Source organism: Thermogutta terrifontis, from assembly GCF_002277955.1.
GTDB lineage: Bacteria > Planctomycetota > Planctomycetia > Pirellulales > Thermoguttaceae > Thermogutta > Thermogutta terrifontis.
Window position 1 is genome coordinate 4,374,612 of sequence record NZ_CP018477.1, and the last position, 23,275, is coordinate 4,397,886.

At 58.5% G+C, this 23,275-nt stretch carries 13 protein-coding genes; 5 read left to right on the forward strand and 8 right to left on the reverse strand.

Annotation, left to right across the window (positions count from 1 at the left end; all coding sequences use genetic code 11):
* Positions 1 to 44: 44 nt before the first annotated feature.
* Entirely contained in the window at positions 45 to 830 is a 786-nt protein-coding gene (locus tag THTE_RS16230) for a 3-keto-disaccharide hydrolase (RefSeq protein WP_095416421.1), read from the reverse strand.
* Positions 831 to 1,133: 303 nt separating this feature from the next.
* Here THTE_RS16230 and THTE_RS16235 point away from each other — a divergent pair, with 303 nt between their 5' ends.
* Entirely contained in the window at positions 1,134 to 4,286 is a 3,153-nt protein-coding gene (locus THTE_RS16235) for a secretin N-terminal domain-containing protein (protein ID WP_095416422.1), read from the forward strand.
* 12 nt (positions 4,287 to 4,298) lie between these two features.
* On the opposite strand, the gene THTE_RS16240 is transcribed toward THTE_RS16235, so the two are convergent.
* The 5 genes from THTE_RS16240 to THTE_RS16265 form a co-directional block, all read right to left on the reverse strand.
* On the reverse strand, positions 4,299 to 7,121 hold the full coding sequence (locus THTE_RS16240) for a hypothetical protein (RefSeq protein WP_095416423.1): 2,823 nt from the start codon (positions 7,119 to 7,121) through the stop codon (positions 4,299 to 4,301).
* A gap of 183 nt (positions 7,122 to 7,304) precedes the next feature.
* Positions 7,305 to 8,129 carry an undecaprenyl-diphosphate phosphatase gene (locus THTE_RS16245; protein WP_095416424.1) on the reverse strand — a complete coding sequence of 275 codons (825 nt, stop codon included), beginning with the start codon at positions 8,127 to 8,129 and terminating at the stop codon, positions 7,305 to 7,307.
* A 319-nt stretch (positions 8,130 to 8,448) separates the two neighbouring features.
* On the reverse strand, positions 8,449 to 10,956 hold the full coding sequence (locus THTE_RS16255) for a TadG family pilus assembly protein (RefSeq protein ID WP_095416426.1): 2,508 nt from the start codon (positions 10,954 to 10,956) through the stop codon (positions 8,449 to 8,451).
* Between the two features lie 387 nt (positions 10,957 to 11,343).
* Entirely contained in the window at positions 11,344 to 12,270 is a 927-nt protein-coding gene (locus tag THTE_RS16260; RefSeq protein WP_095416427.1) for an aminotransferase class IV, read from the reverse strand.
* Positions 12,271 to 12,314: 44 nt separating this feature from the next.
* Positions 12,315 to 13,388, reverse strand: coding sequence for an alpha/beta hydrolase (locus THTE_RS16265; RefSeq protein ID WP_095416428.1), 1,074 nt, complete (start codon positions 13,386 to 13,388; stop codon positions 12,315 to 12,317).
* Between the two features lie 400 nt (positions 13,389 to 13,788).
* Here THTE_RS16265 and THTE_RS16270 point away from each other — a divergent pair, with 400 nt between their 5' ends.
* Positions 13,789 to 14,040, forward strand: a complete 252-nt coding sequence (locus THTE_RS16270; RefSeq protein WP_095416429.1) for a hypothetical protein — start codon at positions 13,789 to 13,791, stop codon at positions 14,038 to 14,040.
* 247 nt (positions 14,041 to 14,287) lie between these two features.
* Here THTE_RS16270 and THTE_RS16275 read toward each other — a convergent pair whose 3' ends face one another.
* Together THTE_RS16275 and THTE_RS16280 are read right to left on the reverse strand one after the other, a co-directional pair.
* Positions 14,288 to 15,922 (reverse strand): right-handed parallel beta-helix repeat-containing protein, encoded by a 1,635-nt coding sequence (locus THTE_RS16275; protein ID WP_168175879.1) that lies wholly within the window; start codon positions 15,920 to 15,922, stop codon positions 14,288 to 14,290.
* 190 nt (positions 15,923 to 16,112) lie between these two features.
* The gene (locus tag THTE_RS16280; RefSeq protein ID WP_095416431.1) at positions 16,113 to 17,936 is read right to left on the reverse strand and encodes a glycoside hydrolase family 172 protein; all 1,824 of its coding nucleotides are present in this window, start codon (positions 17,934 to 17,936) and stop codon (positions 16,113 to 16,115) included.
* Positions 17,937 to 18,479: 543 nt separating this feature from the next.
* Here THTE_RS16280 and THTE_RS16290 point away from each other — a divergent pair.
* The 3 genes from THTE_RS16290 (at position 18,480) to THTE_RS16300 (ending at position 23,211) form a co-directional block, all read left to right on the forward strand.
* Positions 18,480 to 19,766, forward strand: a complete 1,287-nt coding sequence (locus THTE_RS16290) for a Gfo/Idh/MocA family protein (protein WP_095416433.1) — start codon at positions 18,480 to 18,482, stop codon at positions 19,764 to 19,766.
* 72 nt (positions 19,767 to 19,838) lie between these two features.
* Positions 19,839 to 22,040: a HEAT repeat domain-containing protein gene (locus THTE_RS16295; RefSeq protein ID WP_168175880.1), complete on the forward strand. Its 2,202-nt coding sequence runs from the start codon at positions 19,839 to 19,841 to the stop codon at positions 22,038 to 22,040.
* Positions 22,041 to 22,572: 532 nt separating this feature from the next.
* Positions 22,573 to 23,211: a TIGR03936 family radical SAM-associated protein gene (locus THTE_RS16300; protein ID WP_095416435.1), complete on the forward strand. Its 639-nt coding sequence runs from the start codon at positions 22,573 to 22,575 to the stop codon at positions 23,209 to 23,211.
* Positions 23,212 to 23,275: the final 64 nt, after the last annotated feature.

Genomic DNA, 23,275 nt, shown 5'->3' on the forward strand with positions numbered 1-23,275 from the left:
AGAACTCTGTCTGTGTGCGCTGCTGGCTGATGTGAGAACTCGTCTCACGGGGTCGTACAATCGCATGACGCGGTGGTCCGATGCGCTCGTAGCCGCTGAACGAGTCGGGCGAGCGGACCCGCACGATGAGCATGCGCCACATATGTCGGGGTCAGGTCCTTGTAAAAGATGTTCCTAAATTCGATGTAGCCGCCATGGTTCTGAACGGAGAAGAAGCCACACAACGGCTTGTCTTTGATGGCGTCGAACTGCGTCTGATCGATGTCCTGAACCACCTGGCCGTTGAGGATCACTGCCAAATGAGTTCCGCGTGCGGTGATGAGGACCCAGTTCCATTCCCCGGCAGGCTTAATCGCATTTTTCTTGGGGGCCACGTATCGATAGAGGGACATGCTGGAGTGCACATCCGGCTCCTTACCCGCATCGTCGAAAATCTGAATCTCGAAGCCCGAAATGCTGGGGCGAGTGTCTGGCTTTTTCGGATCGAATTTGTCCGCGCGAATTCCGATACCACTATTGCACTTTTCTGACATGCGGAACTCCAGATAAAGGCGGAAATCGCACAGCGATTTATCGTATCGCAAAAAGCCAAACCCTTTGCCGGCACAGACGATTTTTCCGTCTTCCACATACCAAACGGGTTTTTCCACATCACCGTCCTTGTATGTTGCGGTTCCTTCCACGACCCAGCCGCTGAGATCGTAGCCGTTAAAAGCGGGAACCCAACCGCCAGGGCCGTAGGTCGTGCGGTGTTGCCCCGCATAAGCCGAAGCTGCTACAAACCATCCCAGAAGATTCGACACGAGCACCGCGACCATCAGTCGTCGCATGGGTGGTCCTCCCTATCAGGTCATCCAGAATCCATCGCTGCACGTCAACACAAACATAACACCACAACGCGCTATTGTAATTAGCACCGACTCGGTTTTCTTCGACGTCAGATCGCGCATGGGTATTCAATTGCCGTGCATTATTGACTGAAAGTTTTTTGGTAAAAACTTCTGGACCGGCACTAAAAAGGACTCATAATGAATAGAGGGCGAGCTCCAGAGGGGTTGGTTATTCTGTTCGACGACCTGCATCGACCGTAAAAGGATGCTTTTTCGCGAACACCGCAGTGGCGGGTGGGAGTCATGAACCGATTCGGCATACCGCAGTGGATCAGGAGCGTGACGGGTCTTCTCCTGGTCTCTGGCTGCATATTTATCTTTCCGCCCGGCCGCATCGTAGCTCAGGACTCCGCTTCTTCGGCGATCGACAAAAACCATGCGGCGGTGCAGGTCATGGTATCCCAGCCTGAGGGGACCGCCACCGAATCCAAAGCGGTTCAGAATCCGGGCGGCGACGTCCCGAAACTTATCGCGAAACCACCTGCGGAACAGGCTCCTGAGTCCACACCTTCCCCGAAGGGGCCTGAGAATGCCGCGGGCCCCGCCGGTGGCCCACCAGGCAAGGAACAGGGTAAGAGCAGTGAACCCCCCAAGGGGCCACCTCCCATCACACGTCCCAAAGAACCGAGCGAGCCGCCGGAATGGAACGTGGAACAGTCGGAAGCGGGACGAGTGCGCGTCAATTTCCGGGGCCAATCCTGGCCGAAAGTCCTGGAATGGATCGCGGACCTTTCCCACATGAGCCTGGACTGGCAGGAACTGCCTGGTGATTATTTGAATCTCTCAACGCAGCAAGCATACACGGTGGAAGAACTTCGCAATCTTATCAACTGGCACCTGTTTCAACGTGGCTATACGATGATCCGTCAGGGCGAGGTTCTCACCGTGGTCAATCTGGAGAAACTCGATCCCGGCATTGTACCCCACGTGACACCGGAGGAACTCGAAAAAACGCCGGCATTTGAATTTGTGCGCGTCACTTTTCAACTAGAATCACTCTTGGCCGATCAGGCAGCCGACGAACTCAAGCCGCTTCTCAGTCCGAGAGGTAAGCTCTTTCCTCTTTCGGCCACGAACCGGCTAGAGGCCATGGACCTGGCCGTTAACCTCCGCGAGGTTGCCAGGATCCTACGGCAGGAGCAATCCGGCACGGGTCAGGAGCGGATGGTTCGCGAGTTTGTGCTTCGGTTCGCACGGGCGGAAGAGACGCTGCAACAACTGAAGGACTTGCTCGGCATCCGCGATGCAGCGCCGCCTATGCCGCCGGGAGTTAATCCGCAGCAACTCCAGCAACTCCAGCAGATGATAGCGGCGCAGGGTGGAGCGGTGGCGCAGCCTGGCATGCCAGGAGCTCCCGGGACACCTGGCGCGAAGGGGACGCCGCCCACGTTGCGGCGGCCCAGCGATGTGAATCTGGTTGTCAACACGCGGCGGAACTCCATCATCGCTCAGGCACCGCCCGACAAAATGGCCATCATCGAACAGGCAGTCAAGCTGCTGGATGTGCCCTCCGATCAGGACACCGCCATTCTCGCCCATTTGAACCGTTTTCAGGTTTATCGGCTTGCCGCCATTGATCCGGAACCTCTGGTGAAAACACTCCGCGAACTGGGTGGACTTGATCCAAGCACGCGATTGGAAGTGGACAAACAGAACAACGCGATCATTGCCTACGCCCCGCTTGCGGATCATGTCACGATTCGCTCCGTCATTGAACGATTGGATGGGAGTGGCCGACGCTTTGAAGTCATCCAGCTTCGCCGGCTTCCCGCCGACTATGTGGCCGGTACGATCGAATTCATGATGGGGGGCCAGGAATCCTCCAGCGAGTCTCTCCCCCCGTGGCTTCCTCCCTGGGAGCGGACCCGCCGTCAATCCGAGACAACCAATCGCAATCGTTTCCGTGTGGATGCCGATGTCGAGAACAACCGCCTGCTTCTCTGGGCCAACGATATTGAGATTCAGGAAGTGCAGAAACTTCTTGTCAAGTTGGGTGAGATTGCGGAGCCGGGTTCGGTGGGCGGTCGGGTCCGGACGCTGGAGTTTGGTGACCCCGCCCAGGCGGACGCGGCACTGCAACTTCTTGAGCGGCATTGGAATCGGATTTCACCTCATCCCCTGCGGGTTGAAAAAACGCCGGGGTGGGAGAGGCCATCGGGGGCCCCAACTCCAAACCAGAAACAAGATGTTCCAACCGGTAACGACCGTGCATCTGAGCCGCAGGCGGATTCACGCCAAAATGCCCCGTTTCATGGTGGCAGCGGTCGTGGTAGTGATGGCCAGGTCAGTATTCGGGCGGCGGTTCTCACACAGGTGGCTGACGAGTCAAAAGAACAGCACGACGCCGCGGTGCGGGATCAGCCCTCTGATGGTTCACAGAGCATTCACCGGCCGGGCGAGGAAAACGGGGGAGTTCGCGTCTCGGATGAGCCAGAAAGCGGGAGTTCGAGGAACTTGACAGGCAGAGGTGAAGGACAAGGTCAACTCCCGGCAGCACCCGAGATCACCGTGTATCAGACGCCCGACGGCCGACTGATATTCACATGTCCTGATCCGACGGCACTGGATATGGTGGAGCAGTTTTTGCGGGACGTGATCCCGCCCCAGCCGGACTACCAGATATTTCGGCTGCGATATGCATGGGCGGATAACGTGGTGAAGATTCTCGAATCACTGTTTTCTGAGGAAGAAAACAACCGACGCCGATCCCCGTTCTGGGGTTTTGATCCCTGGTGGAGCTTGAGCGAAACCTCTGACCGGGATCGAAAAGGGCGGCTTTCGCAACGCCGCCCAATCAAATTTGTCGCTGATACGGACACAAATTCCATCGTGGTACAGAACGCCGATTCGCGGCAATTGGCGGAAATTAAACAAATCATCGACTTTTACGATCAGCCTCCACCGACAGACGGGCAATCAATACGAGTCACAGAAATTTTTCCTCTTCGGTGGGCCAAGGCATCTCAGATGGCCACGGCGATTAAGGACGTGTATCGGGATTTGCTGAGCCCCAACGAGAATCAACGACCGGGAGAACGGGGCATTGTGTTCTTCTTTCCCGACAGCTTTTCCGATACCCGCACTCCACGGTTTAAAGGTTTGCTCTCGGTGGGCGTCGATGAAACGTCCAACTGCCTTGTGGTATCGGCGCCGGTCTATCTGATGAATGATCTCCGCGAGTTGATCACCCAGCTTGACCGCAATGCGGAGCCCAACTCCACGACCGTGGAGGTTGTAAGATTAAAAAACGGAGTGAGTGCGGAGTATCTCCGCAGAGGGTTAGGAAACATTCTGTCGGGATCAACGAGTCCTGTTGCCGGGCAAGGAGGCAAGGAGCCATCCCCGCCTAAAACGCCGGTTGAGCCGCGTCCCAGCTCTGGCGAGCGCAAACCATGAAAGCGAAGCACATCACCGGGAGGGGGCGTGCTCCATAAGAATCTCCAGGTGGGCTGTGATGGCCTCTTGCGTGATGATCGCATTTCCCTCTAACCCACGGAACCAATTGAGAGGCGGAGCAAGAAACGGTTCCTTGGAGTCTGCTTTGCTGTCTCCCGACGGAGACTTCTGCGAGCCGGACACCTGATCTGCTTCCGGGGTTTCGCTCTCCCTCTGGTTGAGGGTATTCCCCAATCGGGAACGCACGAACTCCGCAACGCGGTTGACGGCAGGCAGAGGCTGCTGGACAGACGTATCGCGTCTTTCCCGCAAAACCTCGCGGCGCGGCCCCGCACTCGGGGGCTCACCCGAGGTTGGATCGATGCCCGACATAGGCGGCAGGGGCTTTCCATCCGCAAACGATGTCGAAGTCCAGCGGGGAATGCCGAACTCGTCGGGCTGATACACGTACTCGCCGCCAAGGGGACAGCGGAGCTCGGCGTCAAAAAGAAATTCCGCTACGCGCTTGCATTCTTTCCCGGGAACGCGGAGCTGTTGTTCGAGATCTCGAAGAAAACGTAGGTTTCCCAGGGAGGTCTGCATCGTCCGCCAGTAAACAAAGCGGTTGAGCAAAGGCGTGATTCGAGCGTGCGAAAGATCGCCGAGGAAGACCCGCACATGAGCTTCTCGTTCCGTCTCTTGCCACCGCAGTTGGTTCGTCACCGCGGTCAAAACCTCGGGCTGGAAGGAAAACACGGTAACGCCCTGCATTTCCCGCCGCCATAATCCAAACAATCCCCGACTGTAACCGTTTGCATCGGGTCGGGTGCTGAAAGTCTGATTGATTTTTCCCAGCACTCCAAGCTCTCCCGTTGTTCCCAGGTAACCGATAAGAATGTCCCGAATTCGCCCGGTGGGCACCACCCGACCATCCACAATGTCCAGGGGAGGCACAATATCGTAGAGTCCACCGAACAGTCGGCCGCGACTCAAACTGATTTCAAAACGTCCCAATTCTCCCTCAATCGGAGCCAACTCGTATTTGTCGGGTGGCCCCATTTTGGCGACGAGATTCTCGTAGTTTTCTTTCGCCAGTGGGGTGACCCGGGCGTCCACAATGATCCGTTCCCGGTTGGCAGCGACTGACTCCCGCTGGATGGCCACGATGACCGGATCCAGTCGCTGCCACTGAGTGGTGTAGTGGGCTAGAAATTCTCGATAGAGCTGGACTTCCTGAGGACTGGCCTGCTCCACGCGAATATCCGCAATGGGGACAAAATGGCCCCGTTCGCCGCGCAAGGAGTCCCGCACGATGCCGTTTTCAATGACGGTGCGACTTCCGTCTGCCCGCGGACCGAAACGGTTGGGAAGATAGCCGTGGGTGACGAGTTCTTCAATCGTATCAAAGGCGTGTCCCTCGCAAGCCGCCGCAAGAAGAGCAAGCTCGACCATGTCCATGTCGGCCAGGGCCTGGAGCCGACGCTGTGTCTCGATGCGGTAGGCCGGTCCTGTCAAGTTACGAAAGAACTCACGCGAAAGATAGATAAACGCGGTATCGCGCCGGCTCACAGGGAAGATCGCCCGCGCCAAACGGAACTCGGCCGAGTCTGCAAGTCGCCCACGGCCGGCAGAGGCTTCCAGAAACCGCTCCACCAGCTTTCGCGATGTGGTCACGAGATGGAAGTCTCCGTCGGTGACGTAGTAGGATCGCACCGCTCCGTCTTCAGAGCTTAAATAGGAGACGGCGCGATTGAGGATCGTCAGGTTTTCCTCGCGTACCCCTCCCTTTTTCAGACGTTCCTGCCGCTGCTGCATCAGATTGGCCTGAAACAGTGCGTTATTGCGAGCCTGAAACAGCAGTCCGAACGCCGCCCCCTCATGGAAGTGAAGGTCGAAACCGACAATCGCCACGTCGGCCACGATTGTTTCTCCTAGCAGTCGCGAGAGTGCGGATTGTCGCAGGACGAGCTGCTCCTCAATGCGTCGGCTGATGGCATAGTTCAGCGAACGCAGGGCCACGAGATTCTGGATGTCGCCCCCCCACCGAGCCAGAGTGTCCTGAATCCAGAGAAAGTTGTTAAAGCTTCCGAATCGAATGTAGAGCGATTCCACCGGCACATGGGTGGCCAGGGGTTCAACGACTACATCCTGCGGGACGTCCACTGCCGGAGGTGGTTGCTCATCCCAGGGGGACGGCAGGGGTTGGTTGGCCGTGCCTTCAAAAACCTGCGGTGACAAAAAGCGAGCTTCCATGATTCTCAAGCGAAGCGGTTCACTGCTCAGCATGAGGCCGAGTTGTTCGCGAAACCACGCCTCCCAGGATTCCGAGGCCGTTTGGGGAGGCTTGAGTCCCAGACGCTGCGATAGCATGAGCCGAAGATACTGCGCCACCAGAGGCGGATAATCGGGCTTTGACTCAAAAAGTCCCGGCGGTTGCGCGTATTCCCGCCACCAGCCTCGCAGAGCCCTTTCGTATCCGCGCGGATCAGTTCGGGGAATTATTCGGACCAACTGGGGAGGCCGCGTCCCGATGCTGACATCCAGCGGTTGCTCGCCTCGGAAAAGAAAATAGATCGTCATCCTGGGGACACTGCCGACCATCTCGGCAAAGAAGCCTCCCAGTGGTGGGCCAGCAATAACAGGATAGAACACACGATGCTCCGCGTCCTCCAGCAGAACGCCCTCCAGTCCCAACGGCCGAGGCAACTGCTGCGGGATGAGGTCCATTTCAATTTTGCCAACGCCAAACGGTTGGCCGACGTAGGCTTCCGTACGCAACTCAGCGGCCTGGACTGGGAACTTTGGCAAGAGCCATATCCCTGCCGTCAACATAAGTCCCAAAAGCTGTCGGTGCATCGGATTATTTCCCTCCATGTAGTGGGAGCATCACACGAGGTGTTCTGCGAGACGTTACTGTTCCATTGTCGGGGCAAAGGACACATCCGGGCAAGCCGAATAGAGTGCAAACGCGCTACGCCCAGCGGCGGATCCAACGGCCTGGCGTGAAATGTGAAGGATCCCGCAGGGATTACCCCGCCATCACGCCCGGAGGGCAATTTGCCATATCAGGACAACAGTGCCCATGAAAAAGACCCATCCGGCAAACCAGCTCAGCCGACCTTTGGCAAGCCATTGGATGACCCAGGCGAGAGCCAGCAGGCCGATCGCAAAGGAAAGTACGACGCCGAGCATGATCGGGCCCAGCGAAGCATCGATGGAGGCGGGATGAAGGAGCTTGCGGCCTTCAATGATGGTGGCCCCGGCAATCGTGGGAATGGAGAGAAGGAAGGAAAAGCTGGCGGCTTCCTCACGCTTCAGGCCGCAAACCAAGCCAGCAGCGATTGTCATCCCACTGCGCGATAATCCGGGTAGGATGGCCAGCGCCTGGGCAAGCCCCACCAACACGGCCTGAGCTACGGTGAGTTGACCGGCTTCCCTGAGGCCCTGTTTTCGTCTCACGCTGAGCAACACCCCACCCGTCACAAAAAACATCAAACCCGCCGTCAAGACATGGTCGAGGGGATCGTAGCCAAGGTGCACAAGCAGCCAGTCTTTGAGCCACAATTCGTAACCCACCCCAGCGCACGCGGCCGGGATCGTCGCCACAATCAGGAGGAATAGTGTCCTGGACTCGGATGAGAGTAACGCGGCGATCCGCCGACGATAGTAAACGATCACAGCCAGCAGGGTCCCGAGGTGAAGCATCACGTTGATGGTCAGTTTTTCGTGAAGCGGATGAGCCAACGCGTCGAACAGGTGGGCCAGGACCAACACATGACCAGAGGAGCTGATCGGGAGAAACTCTCCCAGACCCTGAACTACGGCGAGAGCGGCTACTTCGAGATACTCGGCCAATCCTTCCATTATCCAAACCCCGAAGGCACGAGATGGCGAGCGGTTGGCGCGGCGGCCGTCAAGAAAAAAAGTGCCCTTCGTAGGCGGGGCAGGGACCTACGAAGGGCTGCGCTGTGAGGGTCCCCTCACGCACTTTTATTATTGCGCGCCCCCGACCCGTTTGCAAGCCCCTTGCGCGAAAAATTCTGCATTGAATTGCTCGAAAACCGGCTTTTGCATTTCTTGAAAGAGACATTTGTGCTTCGCCGTGCAATGCATTTCATGGTGTTTTCATGCGCGAAAGCCATTGCCATCCGGTTTGGGTTCAATCCCGTCGCCAATCATGGCGCTACTTAACCAGGCGTACTTTGGGGGATTCGATGATTCTTTCGAAAATCTCCCTCAAGCGTGACTCGTATTCGGCGGGGTTGCCGCTTCCACGGGGACTTTGTCCGTCGTCGTTGGCAGTGCCGCCCAGTCTCGCCAGGCGGTCCATAAAGTTGTAATCGGTCCCTAATCCAACGCCCACTGGGAACACCGACCAGTGATCCAGTTGCATCCGTGCAGCCTGCATAAGGGCTGCGTCATAGGGATAGGCGCTGCCACCGTAGTACTCGGGACTGGGGTTTTGGCTGATAAAACCTCTGATTTCGGCCGGTGAACTCACATAAAGATTGGGGACTCCGTCGGTGAGCAGAATCACGACCTTGTTGGTGTCGCGGCGGCCCGTTCCGCCTTCGGTCCGCGGCTTGAGCAGATTCCTCGCGGCCAGGAGCCCTGCTTCCGTTGCGGTCGAAGCCCCCTTGTCGCCGCATGCCTGGAGGCGGGTGCAGACCGCCATGGCCTCATCGTAATCTCCGGTCAGCGGTTGGGCGATGACAGGCCCGCCACCGCTCAGCGAATCGTAGGTGATGATCGACACCCAATCCCGCTGGCTCGGATCCGGAATTCCCTGGTTTCTCTCTTTGACGACCTGTATTGCGGCAATCAGGGCCCGGCGCGCGGCATGCGTTGGCTGTTCGCGGGGAGGAAACCGAAAGGTGCCCCCATCGGTATCTTCCAGATGGTACGGACAGTACGGGCTGTGGCGCGAAAGAGGAACAAAATTGGCGCCATCCGGTTTCAGATCGCGTCCGTAGTCCATCATGAATTGGACATACGTGAGATATCCGATCTTGTTGAGGTACCGCTCGGGAAGCCGCGAGCTTGCACTGGGAAATGTGCTTCGATTGGGGTTGTTCATGCCCGTGATCCGGTCGGCACTCTGATTGGGTGGAAGCCACACGGATCCGCTGTTGGAGCGATTACCGCCCGTGTTTCCTCCGCCGCTGGTTGTCGCACTGCTACCGACAGGTGTGGACCGCCACAGTCCCGGCCCACCCGACGACGTGGCCCCAGTCGAGGACTGCTCCGGCCCATTCGGGCCGAAATCGCGATTTCCTCTACCACTTTGGGCCAGAAGGAACAACGCCCCGGACTGGGGTGGCATGAACGGCCCGAGAGTGGGCATCGTAATGTCGAGCGCAGCGTAGGCCTGGTCGAGAAATTTTGACGGAAATTGATTCCCGATCGGTCCACCGCCGGGAGAGCCCGGTGAGCCACCGCCCCCACCGCCGTTATTGCCGCCCGAGTTGCCACCCCTATTTCCCGAGCCGCCACCTCTCCCTGGCGAACCGCCTGAACCCTCGCGATCGGTCCCTCGACCGCGCGAGTTTTCCGCCCCCTGGTTTGAACCGTTGTTCCGATTTTCACGAGAGGTTCCCCCATTGCCTTCCCGACCGCGGTTGTTTGCTCCGTCGCGCTGACCACGGTCGCGGACATCGCCCCGATCGATGGGCGGTGGGCGATCACCACCGCGTCCCCTTCCGTTTCTACCGCCGCCGTCTCCACCATCATTTCCGGGACTCGATCCCCTCGTAACTTGCACCGGTTTGATGATGTAATCGAGATACTTTTCCCAATAGCTGTAAAAACGGGAGCTATCAGGCGCAGGTCGGGCATTGGGCATGACCCGGGCAATCTGGTAGTCGATGATTGCCGAATACGCTTTAAATTTTCTCGTCAGTTCGTCGTCCGTGGGATTGATGCGGTAACGCGGAGGAACGTTGGGCCGGGTGAGCGGACCATTGTCTTTGGTGAGCTCTGCGTACGCAAGATCGGTCTGCGGGACGCCCCAAGGTTGACCAATATGTTCCAGTTGTCCGGGGAACCTTCCGAAGCCGAAGTCGTCGAACACATGCTGCATAAGCTCCGTGCCGATGGAGCCGTAGCCCGTCGAGCCGAAAGTGCTATTGACCACGTCGGTGGCCCAGGCCGGTTCGGTATCGTCGTTCATGGACCCCGACAGATCAACCACGAAGGCAATATCCCGTGGATTGGCCATGGCAATGGCCTCCGCGGAAAGATCCACGGCCTGTCGGCCCAGTGCTCGGGCAAAAAAGAGGGGAGCTGGATTGCCGGTAAGAGCATCCCGGCGCACGCGAACCCGAACCGCATTGGGTGCCGAGTTCGTCGGGGTGAAGGTTCTGCTGGTCGCATCCCAGATTCCTAATTCGACATCCTGTCGCAGAAGTCGCAGCGGCTGTCCGCCGGAAGTGTGGAATCGAGCATAGCGATCTGCGGTTTGGAACACGGTTTCGAATCCGTGGGCAATTTGGGAGGCACCCGCCAGCGCGGCCGAGTCGGCGGCGGCTTGAAGCTGCGCGCGAACCAGAACGACGTATCCAAGGTCCACGGCCAGCGCCATCAGGGCCAAAATGACGGCGAGCATCACGGCCGTCAAAATGAGGACCGCTCCCGTTCTCGCTCTTGAACCGGGAGGGTCACGCCTGCAGAGAAATCTTGTGGGTTTCCTCATGGCAAAGGACTCCACACGTATCTTTCTACCTTTGCCCGGGAAGTAGCTGCGCGTTCAACACGCCGGCATTTCCGGGAGTTTTTTGAACGATGGTCAACTCAGGGATGGTATAACGCGGAAGGTTCTATCTCGGGGAAAACGGAATGGTCACTTGCGCGAGCAGGTAGGGCAGTACACCACCTTGAAGACTATAGGTCAGAACTGGTGTTTTACCGCGTGAAAATAGCCAGTCGTCACATGCAATAAAGGGACGGTTGCGACGGATTTGCGGCAGACTTGGATTTTGACGATAGCGTGCAGAGGGGCACACGCCCCTTGAGTGGAACGGGCTCGGGATCTGACATCTTTTGCGGGGAAAAGCACAAGGGAATAGTAACTGTGCAGCATTTATACACGGTGACGGAACTGCTGGGCTTGTGCGACGAGGTCAATGCCCGCGATTTCGTTCCAGGCCGCGAGCAAGCGGCGGTATACTGGACCCGGCTTTCCGGGGGCGGTTTGTCCCACCGGCGTCCCATTCAGTCGCACGACGGGCAGAAGGCAAAACGGAGTGCTGGTGAGGAAAATTTCGTCGCAGCGTTCGAGATCCGAGACGGTAAGAAAGCGGTGGAAGAACGGAATCCCCAGTTGGCTGGCCAGCTCCTTCACGACTTTGAGCGAGATACCCGGGAGAGTTCTCTCTTCCGGCGGGGCCACCAAACCCTCCTCACGATGGTAAGCCACGATGTTGGCGGTGGGGGCCTCAGTCACGCCTCCGTCGGCATCCAGAAGAATGGGCCTCGCTGAGGGGTCCACCCGCCGCACCTCCTTCTCTGCCAGGTAATAGTGCATGCGACTTCGACATTTAAGCTGCCTGGGCCAGCACTCCACAGGCACCTGCCGAACAGAGGCCACAGCCACCGACTCGCCGCTGGTGTACTTGTCGGCCCAGAGATAAAAGGGAAGTGGATATGTGTGAATGGCCACGATGGGAACGCTCGGGCCCGGGCCTGAGTAGGCGGCATATCGACCTGGCGTCACGAAAATGGAGACGCCCATGTCGTCCGCAGGATGCATCAGCTTGTGGTTGGCCGCCACAACGTATTCAGCCGCCGATTTGAGCTGTTCGGCGGTGTAGCCGATGTCCAGCCCGATAATTTCCAGCGAATGGTAGAGCCTTGAAAGATGATCTTCCGCCCGAAAAATCGTGCTTCGGAAAGTTCGAAGTTGTTCCGCAATCGTTACACCCAGGACGAAACCGGCGTCCACAACCGAAACTGCCAGCTCCCGCTCTGGCAGGAAGGTCCCGTTGAGAAAGGCAATCCGTTCTAGCATGGGCAAGACGCGTCCTTGAGCGTTAATGTAATATGAAGACTTTCTTAACGATTTACCCCTGATTGCGTGACACAGGCGGCCTCGATGCTCACCCGCGAACTCTTCAGTATCGCCTGGACACCGCGAGATTGGAAATACCTCTGCCACTGATGAGTATGGCCAACTTCACCGGTGACGTCGATAATCCGCAACATCGGGGAGGTCTCGGCCGCTACACACGGGAGGATCCATCCAATGGCGTTGGGGCCACGGCATGTCCACAGGTGTCTGTACCATTTGAGTGCCGGATCCAGTCTGTTGACGGTCATCGCAATTCTGAACGGCACTTGGACCTGCTTTCCCGCCTGGAGAGCCTCGTTCAATTCGGAAGCGTCAGCGGCCGGCGCGATCAACAGGAGTTCGACCCGTTGGGCGGTGTGCACCCACGGTTCACCGTCGCCGCCTAGGATTTGGACGTTTTCGACACGAGTTGTCCGGACACTTTCGGCGAATGCCCTGAGCAGGGTTTTGGCGCCAAAGCTATACCCGACAAGGATGACACGCCCTTTTGGTTGAAGCCGGTCGAGCCATGCTGTCAGCAAAGCTGCTTCCTGCACACTCCGCATGGCCTTGAGTCGGCTGTCTCGGGCAAGACCCCTCACCGTGGGTTGTGAGGGCCACGACCATAGGATTTTAGGACCATCCATGTCTTTCACAATTTCGTGGAATCCCCACATGAACCGTATGGCGTCGCTCGACGACATCCGATTCCCGTGAACCACGATCCATAGGGTCTCGGCGTTGCCAACTGCCTCTTGTAGTTCAGGCTCTTCCGCGGACGCCGTGTGGCCCTGTCTGTCCACCTGGAAGTACCGAAGCTGAGACACCGCATCCGCTGGATTCTTGAGCTGGGTCCAGGAAATCGATCGCGAGCTGATCACCCAGAATGCCGGAGCCTTACCGGCCAGTGTTGGCTCAGGCGGGTTGGCGTTCAAATCGGACGGGGCGGCGGCCTTTTCGCCGGCGGTACCGGCAGCGACGATTTTCTGGTTGGGGGCCACCGAGACGACAACCGTCAGAACCGCTGCTGCCAGCACGCGTGTCCACCGAATCGTCCACCCTGAACAAACCGTCTTCATTGGCGAAAGCCCTCCCAACTGTTTGGAGCCGTTCAAGTTGCACAATCACTCCAGCCGAAGGCTTCCTGCCTGATGATACCTGCCGGATAACTCGACCCTCCTGTTCCAAGGACACTCCTGTCTTTGTGGGAAACCTGTGAAATGCTTTGCTCAGCACCAACCTACGACGTTGCGTGGCCCGTTGGTCGGCGTCCTCCTACGGAAACTTAGCGAGCCTGGCCGTTGCAGTTTTACTCTAACATACAACCGATTTTCCCGTCACGCAAAACGGCCGGTTTTGTGCCCAAAAATCAACTGCGGCATTTGCACAACGTGAATTGTGGGCTATGGTTTTCAAGGCATGATTCCGAAGCTCACCCAGTTCGCAGGATGCAACGGAATTTCAATAAGGAGACATGCAATGCGGAAGGTGATGATCTGGACCGTTGGCCTCACTCTGCTGGCCATGGCTGTGGGATGTCAGCGCTGCAATCTGTTCCGGCGCGGGGCCCTATTCGCGCCGACGGCCGCCGTGCCGGCCGCAGTGATTGAATGCCCACCTGTTGACCCCTGTGCCGACACCGTTATCGGCGGAGCCTGCGACCCGTGCACACCACCCATGACGACCGTAACCCCGCCGCCGGCTACGTTTGTTCCCGGACCGGCTGGGTGAATCACCCCCTGAACACAGGCCCCTCCATCTGACCGCTCAAATCAATCGCCGGTTAATCACCGGTCACGTACAGACTCCATTCCGGTAGGCCCCATCGCACGGGAAAGTTTGCCGCCTCCTCCTGGCAGGAATCCGCCCGCGGTCACGCTGTCCTGACGTGGCCGCGGGCCCCTATTTGCGCGATCGGCCGGTACGATCACGAAGATTCAACGCAGGGCGGGGAAACCATCCCTGCGCTCCGCCAGGTTCATTGCTTCGGGGAAGCATCGCTGGAGAGAATAACGTTTCCATCGAGCAGGACTCCATCGGCGGGGCAGTCAACGCTCCCTTGGAGGAGGTTGTTGGTGACGACCACGTTCCGACAATTCACGGCCCGCACGGCCACAAACGCCCCATCCCCAGGTTGACTTTCTTCACTGGACGGACTCCGCAAGAGATTGTCGCTGAGTCGGCTCAGGCTGACACAGTCAAGCAAAATCCCCACCGGGCCGCATCCAGTCATCTGGCAGTTCGTCACATTCAGGCCGGAACAGTTTCTTAGCACGATGGCGGCCTCTTTGCCGCTGATGTCTGCCAGTTGTAGCGCGTTGATAACGCAATCCTGGCACTCTTCCAGCCGAATACCCCCGCGGTAGGGCCCCTGATGGGCATAGTTCGGATTCTGGTCCAGGGAGTTTGGGCCGACCACGATATTCCGGCAATTCCGGAGCACAAGGTCTTCCTCGCCTGCGCCCCAGAAAGTGTTTCCCACGATGGATACACCGCGGGCGTTGACGATTTCCACATTCGTGACCACATCGCTGAGCACGTTTTCCGCAATTGTAAGCGCCCCCCACCAACGTCCTTTGGCGTCCGACCCAATGAAGCGGATGTTGGCGCTGCCGGGAGCCTTGAGAGTGTGTTGAATCGTGCAACCCGTGATGGCAATCTCCGCATGACCGTAGAGGCTCTCCGTGCTGTCGATGAGAATATTTGCCGTGGGTTCGCCCTCGGGACCCATGTTCACTTCAATGTCGCACCCCGCAACCTGAAGGTTGCGCAGATATCCTTTACGCACCACGATACCGCCACCCTGGTTGTAACTGATGTGGCTGCCAACAATGTTGATCTGATGGAGATCCACATCGTCAAGATAAACCCCAATGCCCCGATTATGGTAAATGTGACAGTCGCTGACGATCACATTCCGGTTGCGTCGGTGTAGGCGAATTGCATGTAGCGTTTCACGGATGAGTGTCCGTGTGATGGTCAGTTGCATCGTTTGAATGGCCTCGATTCCGCAGGCCTCTTCGTGATCCCCGACAATTTCCAAACCGTCCACCAGAGGCATACGTTCACGCTGCCACACCTGTGGTTGCACGGTTTTCGGGTCGGCCGTGCCCTGGTGCTGGCCCACAAAGCGGAGAGCGGGGCCGGGGCCATTCATAACGAGCCGGGCGGTACCGTTTCCAACAAAGGCAATCCATCCTGTTTCAGCAAGGCGGACCTCGATCGGGGCTGTGATGCGATAAGTGCCTGGAGGGAAGAGAATAACGCCACCCCTGGCCACGCATCTTTGGATGGCTGCCGTGTCGTCCTGGATCCCGTCACCCACGGCACCGAAAGATTTCACGCTGTTAGCTTCGGGCGGAGTGCCTGCGCCGGTAGCGGCTGGTTCCAGGACAGCGCTCAGCAAGGCCGCTGAAAGGCTCACCTTGGGCCGTAGAGTGAAGTCCGTCGCCAATCGCTGGACTGCAACCCTCGTATCCGCTGAAGCGCTGGGCGGTGTGCGCCGCGTCTCCCCGGCACGGCACAGTCCAAAATGGAGTACTCCAACAAGAACAATGACCGACCAAATGACGCTCTCGCGAAAAGTCTTCCGGATCGGAGGCACCTCGCGCATAACCTTTCTCCACTTAAACGAGCCAACCCGATCGAACGAAGTAACCCGACCGCTCATGGTTCGTCATCCGGCATGAGAATGCCGAATTTCACTGTATCCGTTAGCAGTTCACTTGCCAAACGCCCAACGGTGGATTAAGTGGGACCACAGGATAACGAAATTCCCGGTACCGCATCCGCATTTGCTGTGATCATCCGTTTTTGTGTGCTGCCTCATTGGGCGGGTTGTCAGGCGTTTCGACATCGGCCGGAGTGCGTCGCTTGATCTGCCATCGCTGCCGCAGCCGGACCGAATCCACACCCAATTTGGTGCCGCGAGATGCCGGTGACTGGCCTACACATTCAAACCGCAGCACATGGGTTCCTTTTGAAAGCGTACGCTGTCCCAAGTTGATCTCCCGGACGCGAATCTCCGGGGAATAGAAGTCTTCCCAATCTCGCACCACCTCGTGGTCGAGGAGAATCCGATAAATCCCGAAATCGTAGGAATCGGTGACACGTAAGGTCAACTGGCGCAGTTCTTCCGTCTTAACCTCAAACTCGCACTCGAACCAGGCTCCGAGGCCTTTTGTGTTGTTGAAAAAGAGTTGACCGTGGCCCGTCCAAAAGTGCCCCGACTGAAGGTGAAGTGTACCGCCTTCGGACCTGCCTTTGGCAAGCAGTTCTTGTCCCTCGATGATAATGTCGAGCTCAGGGAGCCGCCGTTGAGAAGCAGGCGGAAGCTCGGTGAATCGCTTTGGCTGTCCCTGCTGGTACCAGAAGGCCACGGTCGCAAAGTCGTCGTTGCGTTCCACAAATCCCCGATGGGTGTTGGGAGCCAATTCATCCTCACTGATCCAGCCGGCATCTTCGATCACAACGCGGAGAGATTTTTCAAAGCGGATGGGATCCAGAATGTGCCACCGATACACCGTGGTTTTGTAGCCCACCATGCCCCACTCACCTTCGAGCATCGTGACCCCAAAGTAGGGATATGTACCGGTACCCATTCCCCAAGCGTTCAGGACGTAGTCCTCCGTTCCCGTGCCCCAGATACTTGGGGTTGATTCGCCGTCGATGTAGAGCTTTTCGTCTCCTTCGCCGAACCATTCGGGGCTCCTTGAGCGGACGCTAAGGACAGTGCCCACATATTGTCCACGCCCCACGGCGTCCAGAATGAGATAGTCCCGGCCCGATTGCACCGGGAATTCCTGCCGATACTGGGCACAAAAGTAGAGAATGTCGTCCGGTAACGATTCCAGCCGACAGTAATCAACATGATAGTAAAAGGCATTGAGGGGTTTCGTGCTCTCGTTGGTGATTTCGATCCGGGCTGACTTTTTAAATGGCATTGGCCACCAGGAGTTGTAGGCATCTCCCCCTTCCACCGTGATCGCAGCGGAGTTGACCGGCGCTCGCTGCCCAAACCCGGCCGCGAAGAAGTCTCCCACGGGCGATTCCACGGCCGGCTCGGTGGCACCATCCCAGTACATGCGGAGAACGAGCTCACTATGGTTGGCATTGCCCTCCTTTCCCAGCCAGCTCGGTTCGGGACTGGGAAAGGTCATCCAGATGTGCTGAATGATTCCGGGGCCTTCGATGTCGGCGAGAACAAGCTTACCACCGGGCGGGATGAAGCGGTTGTCGGCGTTGCTGGATCGTTTCGGGGCAGCAGAGGACGCTCGGGCTGATCGGCCCGGCAGTGGGCGCAGGAGATGTCCCAGGGGATGCGGCGGAAGATTGAAGTCCCTTCCCACCTGCATTTCCATAAACGGCGCGAGCCCCCCAAGCGATTCGGGCAACTGCAAGTTCGGAAATTTTTCGTTAAATTCGTCGATCTGCTTCCCCAGCTCCCGAAGCTGTTGTACCACGCGCTGACGGCGAAGGTACTTCTGGATTTCTGACGCCAAATCCTGGGCCTGGAGGGAAGGCGAAACGGCAAAATAGGCCAGACAGCCAACGCCCAGGAACAGAGCATAGCGTGAGGCATCTAACAGCAAGTGAAATGGCTTCACGCCCTGGCACTGGGTTCTCATGCGAGTTTCTCCCTCGTGATAGCTTGGTGAGACTCAGCAGTGGGCGACTTCTTTCTACTTCTGGTGAAGGATAAAGTCAACAAACTGGGGGGCTTTCGCCGGCGATTCGTCCATACTTCCTCTCAACGGCAGGAAAAGAGCGCGGACCGCGACCAGGCGTTGCGCAGGGATCAGATTCAGTTTGGGAAACCTGTTTGGCAGGTTCGCATTCCAGCGTTTGATGGTCCACTTCACCGCTTGTGCTCCGTCTGCTCATCCGGTTAAGGTAGGGGCAATTCATGAATTGCCTGTACCACGCATTCAGGCGATGGCCCGTTCAACAGATTCAGCCGGTAGCCTCCCAAACTATTAAAGAGGGTAGGAATGGGGCAGCTTTCGCCAGCGCTTGACAAGCCATTCCCAACAAACGATTATCAATGGCAGTCACAGTTTTCCGCTTGCCGAGTGCCCCCGCGGTGCGGGGCGATACGCTGTCTTGCCTGCCGTAATTTGCCAGTTGCAGCGTCCGCGTCGGAATTCTTGAGAACGCACGAGGAGGAAATCATGAACGATCGTAGAATTCACATTTCACGGCGGGGATTTCTCCGCACAGCACTGGGGGCCAGTGCGGCCCTGGCGGTCCCCACGTTTGTGTCCCCAAGAGCCCTGGGAATGGAAGGGCTCGCTGCGGCCAGCGAGCGGATTCGTTTGGGCGGCATCGGCATTGGAAATCGCGGCACCTACGACCTGGGGTGTTTTCTCCAGGAACCCGACGTCGAATGTGTCGCCATCGCGGATGTGAAGTTGTTCCGTCGGGAACAAGCCAAGCGCATGGTGGACCAGCGCTACGGGAACAATAATTGTGTGACGTATCGGGACTTCCGCGAGCTTCTGGACCGGCCGGATATCGACGCCGTGCTGATTGCCACCGGGCCAAACTGGCACTTTCTTGCGTCGGTTCTGTCAGCCAAGGCGGGCAAGGATGTGTACTGCGAAAAGCCGGTGACCAAGAACATCACACAGAGTCTGATTTTGGCTGAAACGTTTCGGCGAACAGGGCGAGTGTTCCAGGCGGGGACGCAACGGCGGAATCTCCCCCATTTTGCCTTCGCTGTGGAGCTGGCGCAAAAGGGACGTCTCGGGAAGTTGCACACAGTCTATGCACACCCGGCTGGCATGAGCACAAGCATGAGCGGTTGGGCCCCCGCGGAGCCCGAGCCGCCCAAGGAAGAGATCGATTGGGATCTCTACCTCGGCCCTGCCGCGTGGCGACCGTTTAACAAACGCTGGCTGGACGGCTTCAACTTCGAAAAAGGCGGCGGGCTCGTTGGCGGGGGTGTACTCGAGTGGGGTTCTCACTGTGTCGATTTGTGTCAGTGGGCCAACAACGCCGACAACACCGTCCCCGTGGAGTACTATCCCCCGGAGGGAAACCAGGTGAAAGCCAAATATGCGAACGGTGTGACCTTGGTTCTTCGCGAAGAAGGCTGGTTGCCGCTTGGATCGTGCCCGGTGCGATTTGAGGGTGACCGCGGTTGGGTGGAAACAGGGGACAGCGGGAAATTGGCCCTCAGCTCCCCGGCTCTGCTAGCTGGACGAAAAGTGGCGGAAATCGGGGGGTATCCGGCGACTTTCCACGTGCGAGATTTCCTGGACTGTGTGAAGACAAGGGGCAAGCCAAAGGCCAACGCGGACGTGGCTTGCCACTCCCATATTGCGTGCCATGCCGTCAATATCGCGATCTTCCTCGGACGAAAACTGCGCTTCGACCCCGTCAAGTATGAATTCATCGATGACGAACAGGCGAACCGGTTGCGCGGCGAAGCTCTCCGCGAACCGTGGCGTGTGTAATCGGAACGCAAGGTCTGCCGAAGTGGCACGTGGAACAAAGAATCGCGATATTACTGTTGAGGAGAAATGACCATGCAGATCTGGAAACGCGGAATCTTGATTATCCTGCTTGGGGTAATGACTTTAGGAGTCAAGCTTGGGGCTTTCGCACAGCAGGCCCCTGTGCCGGAGTCGGAACTGATTGCCATCCTCAAGTCCGACGCCCCCAAAGGTGATAAGGCCTTGGCTTGCAAAAAACTGGCGGTGTTCGGTACCGGGCAAGCAGTTCCCGTGCTGGCGCCGCTCCTCGCGGATTCTGAACTCGCTTCCTGGGCGCGTATCGCTTTGGAGGCGATTCCTGATCCAACCTGTGATGCAGCACTGCGGGAAGCGGCGCGAAAGTTGGAGGGGCGGCTGGCCGTTGGCGTGATCAACTCCATCGCTGTGCGGCGCGATCCACAAGCGATCGAGGTTTTAGCCGGGCGACTCGGCGATAGCGACGCGGAGGTCGCGGCGGCAGCAGCAGTAGCCCTGGGCCGAATTGGCGGAGAGAAGGTGGTGGAAATCCTTCGGCCGGTGCTCAACCACGCGTCGCCAGTCGTGCGGAACGCCGTGGCCGAAGGACTTCTCTCCTGCGCGGATCGATATCTTGCTGACGGGAATGCCGCGGCCGCGCAATCGCTTTATGACCTTGTCCGCTCGGCCGACGTGCCCAAACCACGGCGTGTGGAAGCCACACGGGGGGCGATTCTGGTTCGGGGGCCGGAAGGCATTCCCCTCTTGGTAGAGCAACTCAGATCCGGTGACAAGGATTTGGTGGCCATTGCCCTGTCCACCGCGCGGGAAATGAAAGGACCGGCAGTTGCCCAGGCCCTGGTTGCGGAGCTTGGACCGATAACAGCAACTCCCCAGCAGCGTCCACCATTACTCGTGATCAAGTCAGCTCGTTACGGAGCCGGCGACCGTTGGGCGGACGTTACGGAGGCCCTGCGGGCGGCCGTGCGAAATAACAGTCTCCAGGTCGAGGCATCCAACTCGTTGGCCGGCGACCCGGCCCCGGGCGTCGTGAAAGAGCTCGAACTCGTCTATTCGCTGGGTGGCCAGGAGTTTTCGCTCCGCGTCAGAGAAGGCGAGATGATCAGAATCGGCGAAGGGGTAAGACCGGCCGATCCCCGGCAGGTGGCGATCCTGGAGGCCCTCGCCGACATCGGTGAGCCAGCAGGCATCGCTGCCATCGTCAAAGCGGCTCAGGAGGCCGACTGGGCGTTGCGATTGGTGGCTGTCCGCTTGCTCGGTCGAGTGGGCGACGCCTCGGCGGTGCCGGTTCTGGTCTCCGCGGCCACCGAAGGGGGTGAACTGGCTCAAGCCGCGGCAGAAAGCCTGGTGCAGCTCACCGGACAGGGAGTTGATGACGCAATTCTGAAGGCACTTCAGTCTGCGCAGGGGCCGCAGCGGGTGGTACTGCTTCAGGCAGTAGGTGAGCGCCTCCTGGAAGCGGCTTTGCCGGTTGCCCTTGCCGACGTGAACAGTGACGACCCGGCGGTGCGTGGGGCAGCCATTCAGGCCCTGGGTATGATTGTGCCCCTGGAACAGCTCGACGTTCTTATCGCACGGCTTCTCCAGCCGCGTGATGATCAAGAATTCCAGGCGGTCCGCAACGCGCTGATTGTGGCATGCAGCCGGATGCCTGATCTGGATGCTGCCGCGGCCAAGCTGATGGCAGTCTGGCCGCAAGCGCCCACGCGGGTACGGGTGGCCATTGTAGAAATCCTCGGCGCGATGGGGGGACAGGGCGCGCTGCGCGGACTCGCACAGGCTGCCCGGGATTCCGAAGACGAGGTTCAGGATGCCGCCACACGGGCTCTCGGGGAATGGATGTCGGCAGATGCCGCTCCCGTGCTTCTGGATCTGGCCAGGACCGGGAATCCGCGGTATCGCATTCGCGCCCTGCGCGGTTATATTCGGATCGCCCGACAGCTTGAAGTGCCCTTGAACGACCGGATCGCAATGTGCAAGGAGGCCCTCGCTGCCGCCCAGCGACCGGAGGAAAAACGGCTGGTACTGGAGGTGCTCCGGCGATATCCCACAGCGGAAGGCCTTCAACTAGCGGTGACACAGTTGGCTGTGCCGGAACTGAAGGCAGAAGCTGCTGAGGCGGCCGTGCAAATTGCCGAAAAACTCCCCGCCTCGGATGCCGCAACCGTGGCGAAGGCCATGGATCAGGTCATCCAGGCAGCGCCCGGGGGCGAGACTGTCCAGCGGGCTCAGGCCCTTCGGCAGCGGGCCCGCCAGTGACCCAGATTGTCGCCTGGCCAGTCCCGGTGAGACGAGCATCTCCCCGTCATGGGGTGAGCTGTGGATGAATCACCAGGGTGGGCAGGGGGCCGACCAACGATCGACCGGCACGCCGCCCGCCCTGGGCTGGTCAGATGCCCTAGATTTTGCTATGCTGGGCAATCGATATTGCACGATAGGGGAAGATTAACGGCATCCACAAAATGACACTAGGGAGAGCCCCGCACGCGAGGAGATAATCGTGCCCTGTTTGGGTGGTAAAATATTGGATGTGGGAGCTTTGCCCGTTCGCTGTACTTCCGCCAGCTGGGGTGAAACGATTCCCCGTGCGGGCGTTAGGCGGCACAGTTCAATGCGAACACGTTTTTTCTCCTTCGGCTTTTGGAGGCCAGTCGGTCAGGAAGCCGAGGAGATGTGCTACGCGGTTGTCAGCGCTCTGTGAAAAGAGGTGACACGCATCGGATCACAATCGGATCAAACGAATTCAGGGGTTTCTAAAAACCGAGGTCCCATCGCCAGCGGCAACGATGGGATGGACCGGTTAACGGTCCGGCAACGAGTGCGCATTCGCTTCTCCAAAACGGGAGATTTGCGATTTATCGGCCACCACGACCTGGTGCGAACTCTGGAGCGACTGTTCCGGCGGGCAGGACTTCCGCTTGCTTTCAGCCAGGGGTACCATCCAAAACCGAAGATCAGTTTCCCTCTGGCGCTTGCCCTCGGATTGGAAGGGCGCAACGAAGTTCTCGAACTTGAGCTGACCGAGGCTTTGTCCGCCGACGAGATTCTCGCCCGCCTTCAGCAAGCAACTGTTCCAGGGTTGGCGTTTCATCGCGTCGAGCTTGTTCCACCCGGGACCCGCACAGCGCAGGTTTCCCGCGTGACTTACGAAATTCAGGTACCTTTGGACCGAGAAGAAAAGGTTCGAAGCCGGCTTGACGCGATCGGTGCCCACTCCCGCGTGGACATGACGCAGCAGGGCCAGGCCGTCGAACGCAATCTCCTCGATCATCTCCTGGAGTGGAGTCTTACCGACGGCCGGCTGAGTTTCACTCTCCGTGTCGATCCCCGCGGATCTCTCCATCCTCGGGAAGTGCTTCGGATGCTGGAGCTTGACGATCTCGAAGCGCAGGGGATTCCTCTTGTGCGCAGCCGGGTGGAGGTGGTCTGATGACGAACGCGAAGGGGATCTCACAGGACTGGACGTTCAGCACCGGCCGAGGTCTCCCGATGCG

Excerpts from the sequence above, each read along its gene's own strand:
- THTE_RS16230 (WP_095416421.1), bottom strand. The coding sequence starts at position 830 with ATGCGACGACTGATGGTCGCGGTGCTCGTGTCGAATCTTCTGGGATGG.
- THTE_RS16235 (WP_095416422.1), top strand. The coding sequence starts at position 1,134 with ATGAACCGATTCGGCATACCGCAGTGGATCAGGAGCGTGACGGGTCTT.
- THTE_RS16240 (WP_095416423.1), bottom strand. The coding sequence starts at position 7,121 with ATGCACCGACAGCTTTTGGGACTTATGTTGACGGCAGGGATATGGCTC.
- THTE_RS16245 (WP_095416424.1), bottom strand. The coding sequence starts at position 8,129 with ATGGAAGGATTGGCCGAGTATCTCGAAGTAGCCGCTCTCGCCGTAGTT.
- THTE_RS16255 (WP_095416426.1), bottom strand. The coding sequence starts at position 10,956 with ATGAGGAAACCCACAAGATTTCTCTGCAGGCGTGACCCTCCCGGTTCA.
- THTE_RS16260 (WP_095416427.1), bottom strand. The coding sequence starts at position 12,270 with ATGCTAGAACGGATTGCCTTTCTCAACGGGACCTTCCTGCCAGAGCGG.
- THTE_RS16265 (WP_095416428.1), bottom strand. The coding sequence starts at position 13,388 with ATGAAGACGGTTTGTTCAGGGTGGACGATTCGGTGGACACGCGTGCTG.
- THTE_RS16270 (WP_095416429.1), top strand. The coding sequence starts at position 13,789 with ATGCGGAAGGTGATGATCTGGACCGTTGGCCTCACTCTGCTGGCCATG.
- THTE_RS16275 (WP_168175879.1), bottom strand. The coding sequence starts at position 15,922 with ATGCGCGAGGTGCCTCCGATCCGGAAGACTTTTCGCGAGAGCGTCATT.
- THTE_RS16280 (WP_095416431.1), bottom strand. The coding sequence starts at position 17,936 with ATGAGAACCCAGTGCCAGGGCGTGAAGCCATTTCACTTGCTGTTAGAT.
- THTE_RS16290 (WP_095416433.1), top strand. The coding sequence starts at position 18,480 with ATGAACGATCGTAGAATTCACATTTCACGGCGGGGATTTCTCCGCACA.
- THTE_RS16295 (WP_168175880.1), top strand. The coding sequence starts at position 19,839 with ATGCAGATCTGGAAACGCGGAATCTTGATTATCCTGCTTGGGGTAATG.
- THTE_RS16300 (WP_095416435.1), top strand. The coding sequence starts at position 22,573 with ATGGACCGGTTAACGGTCCGGCAACGAGTGCGCATTCGCTTCTCCAAA.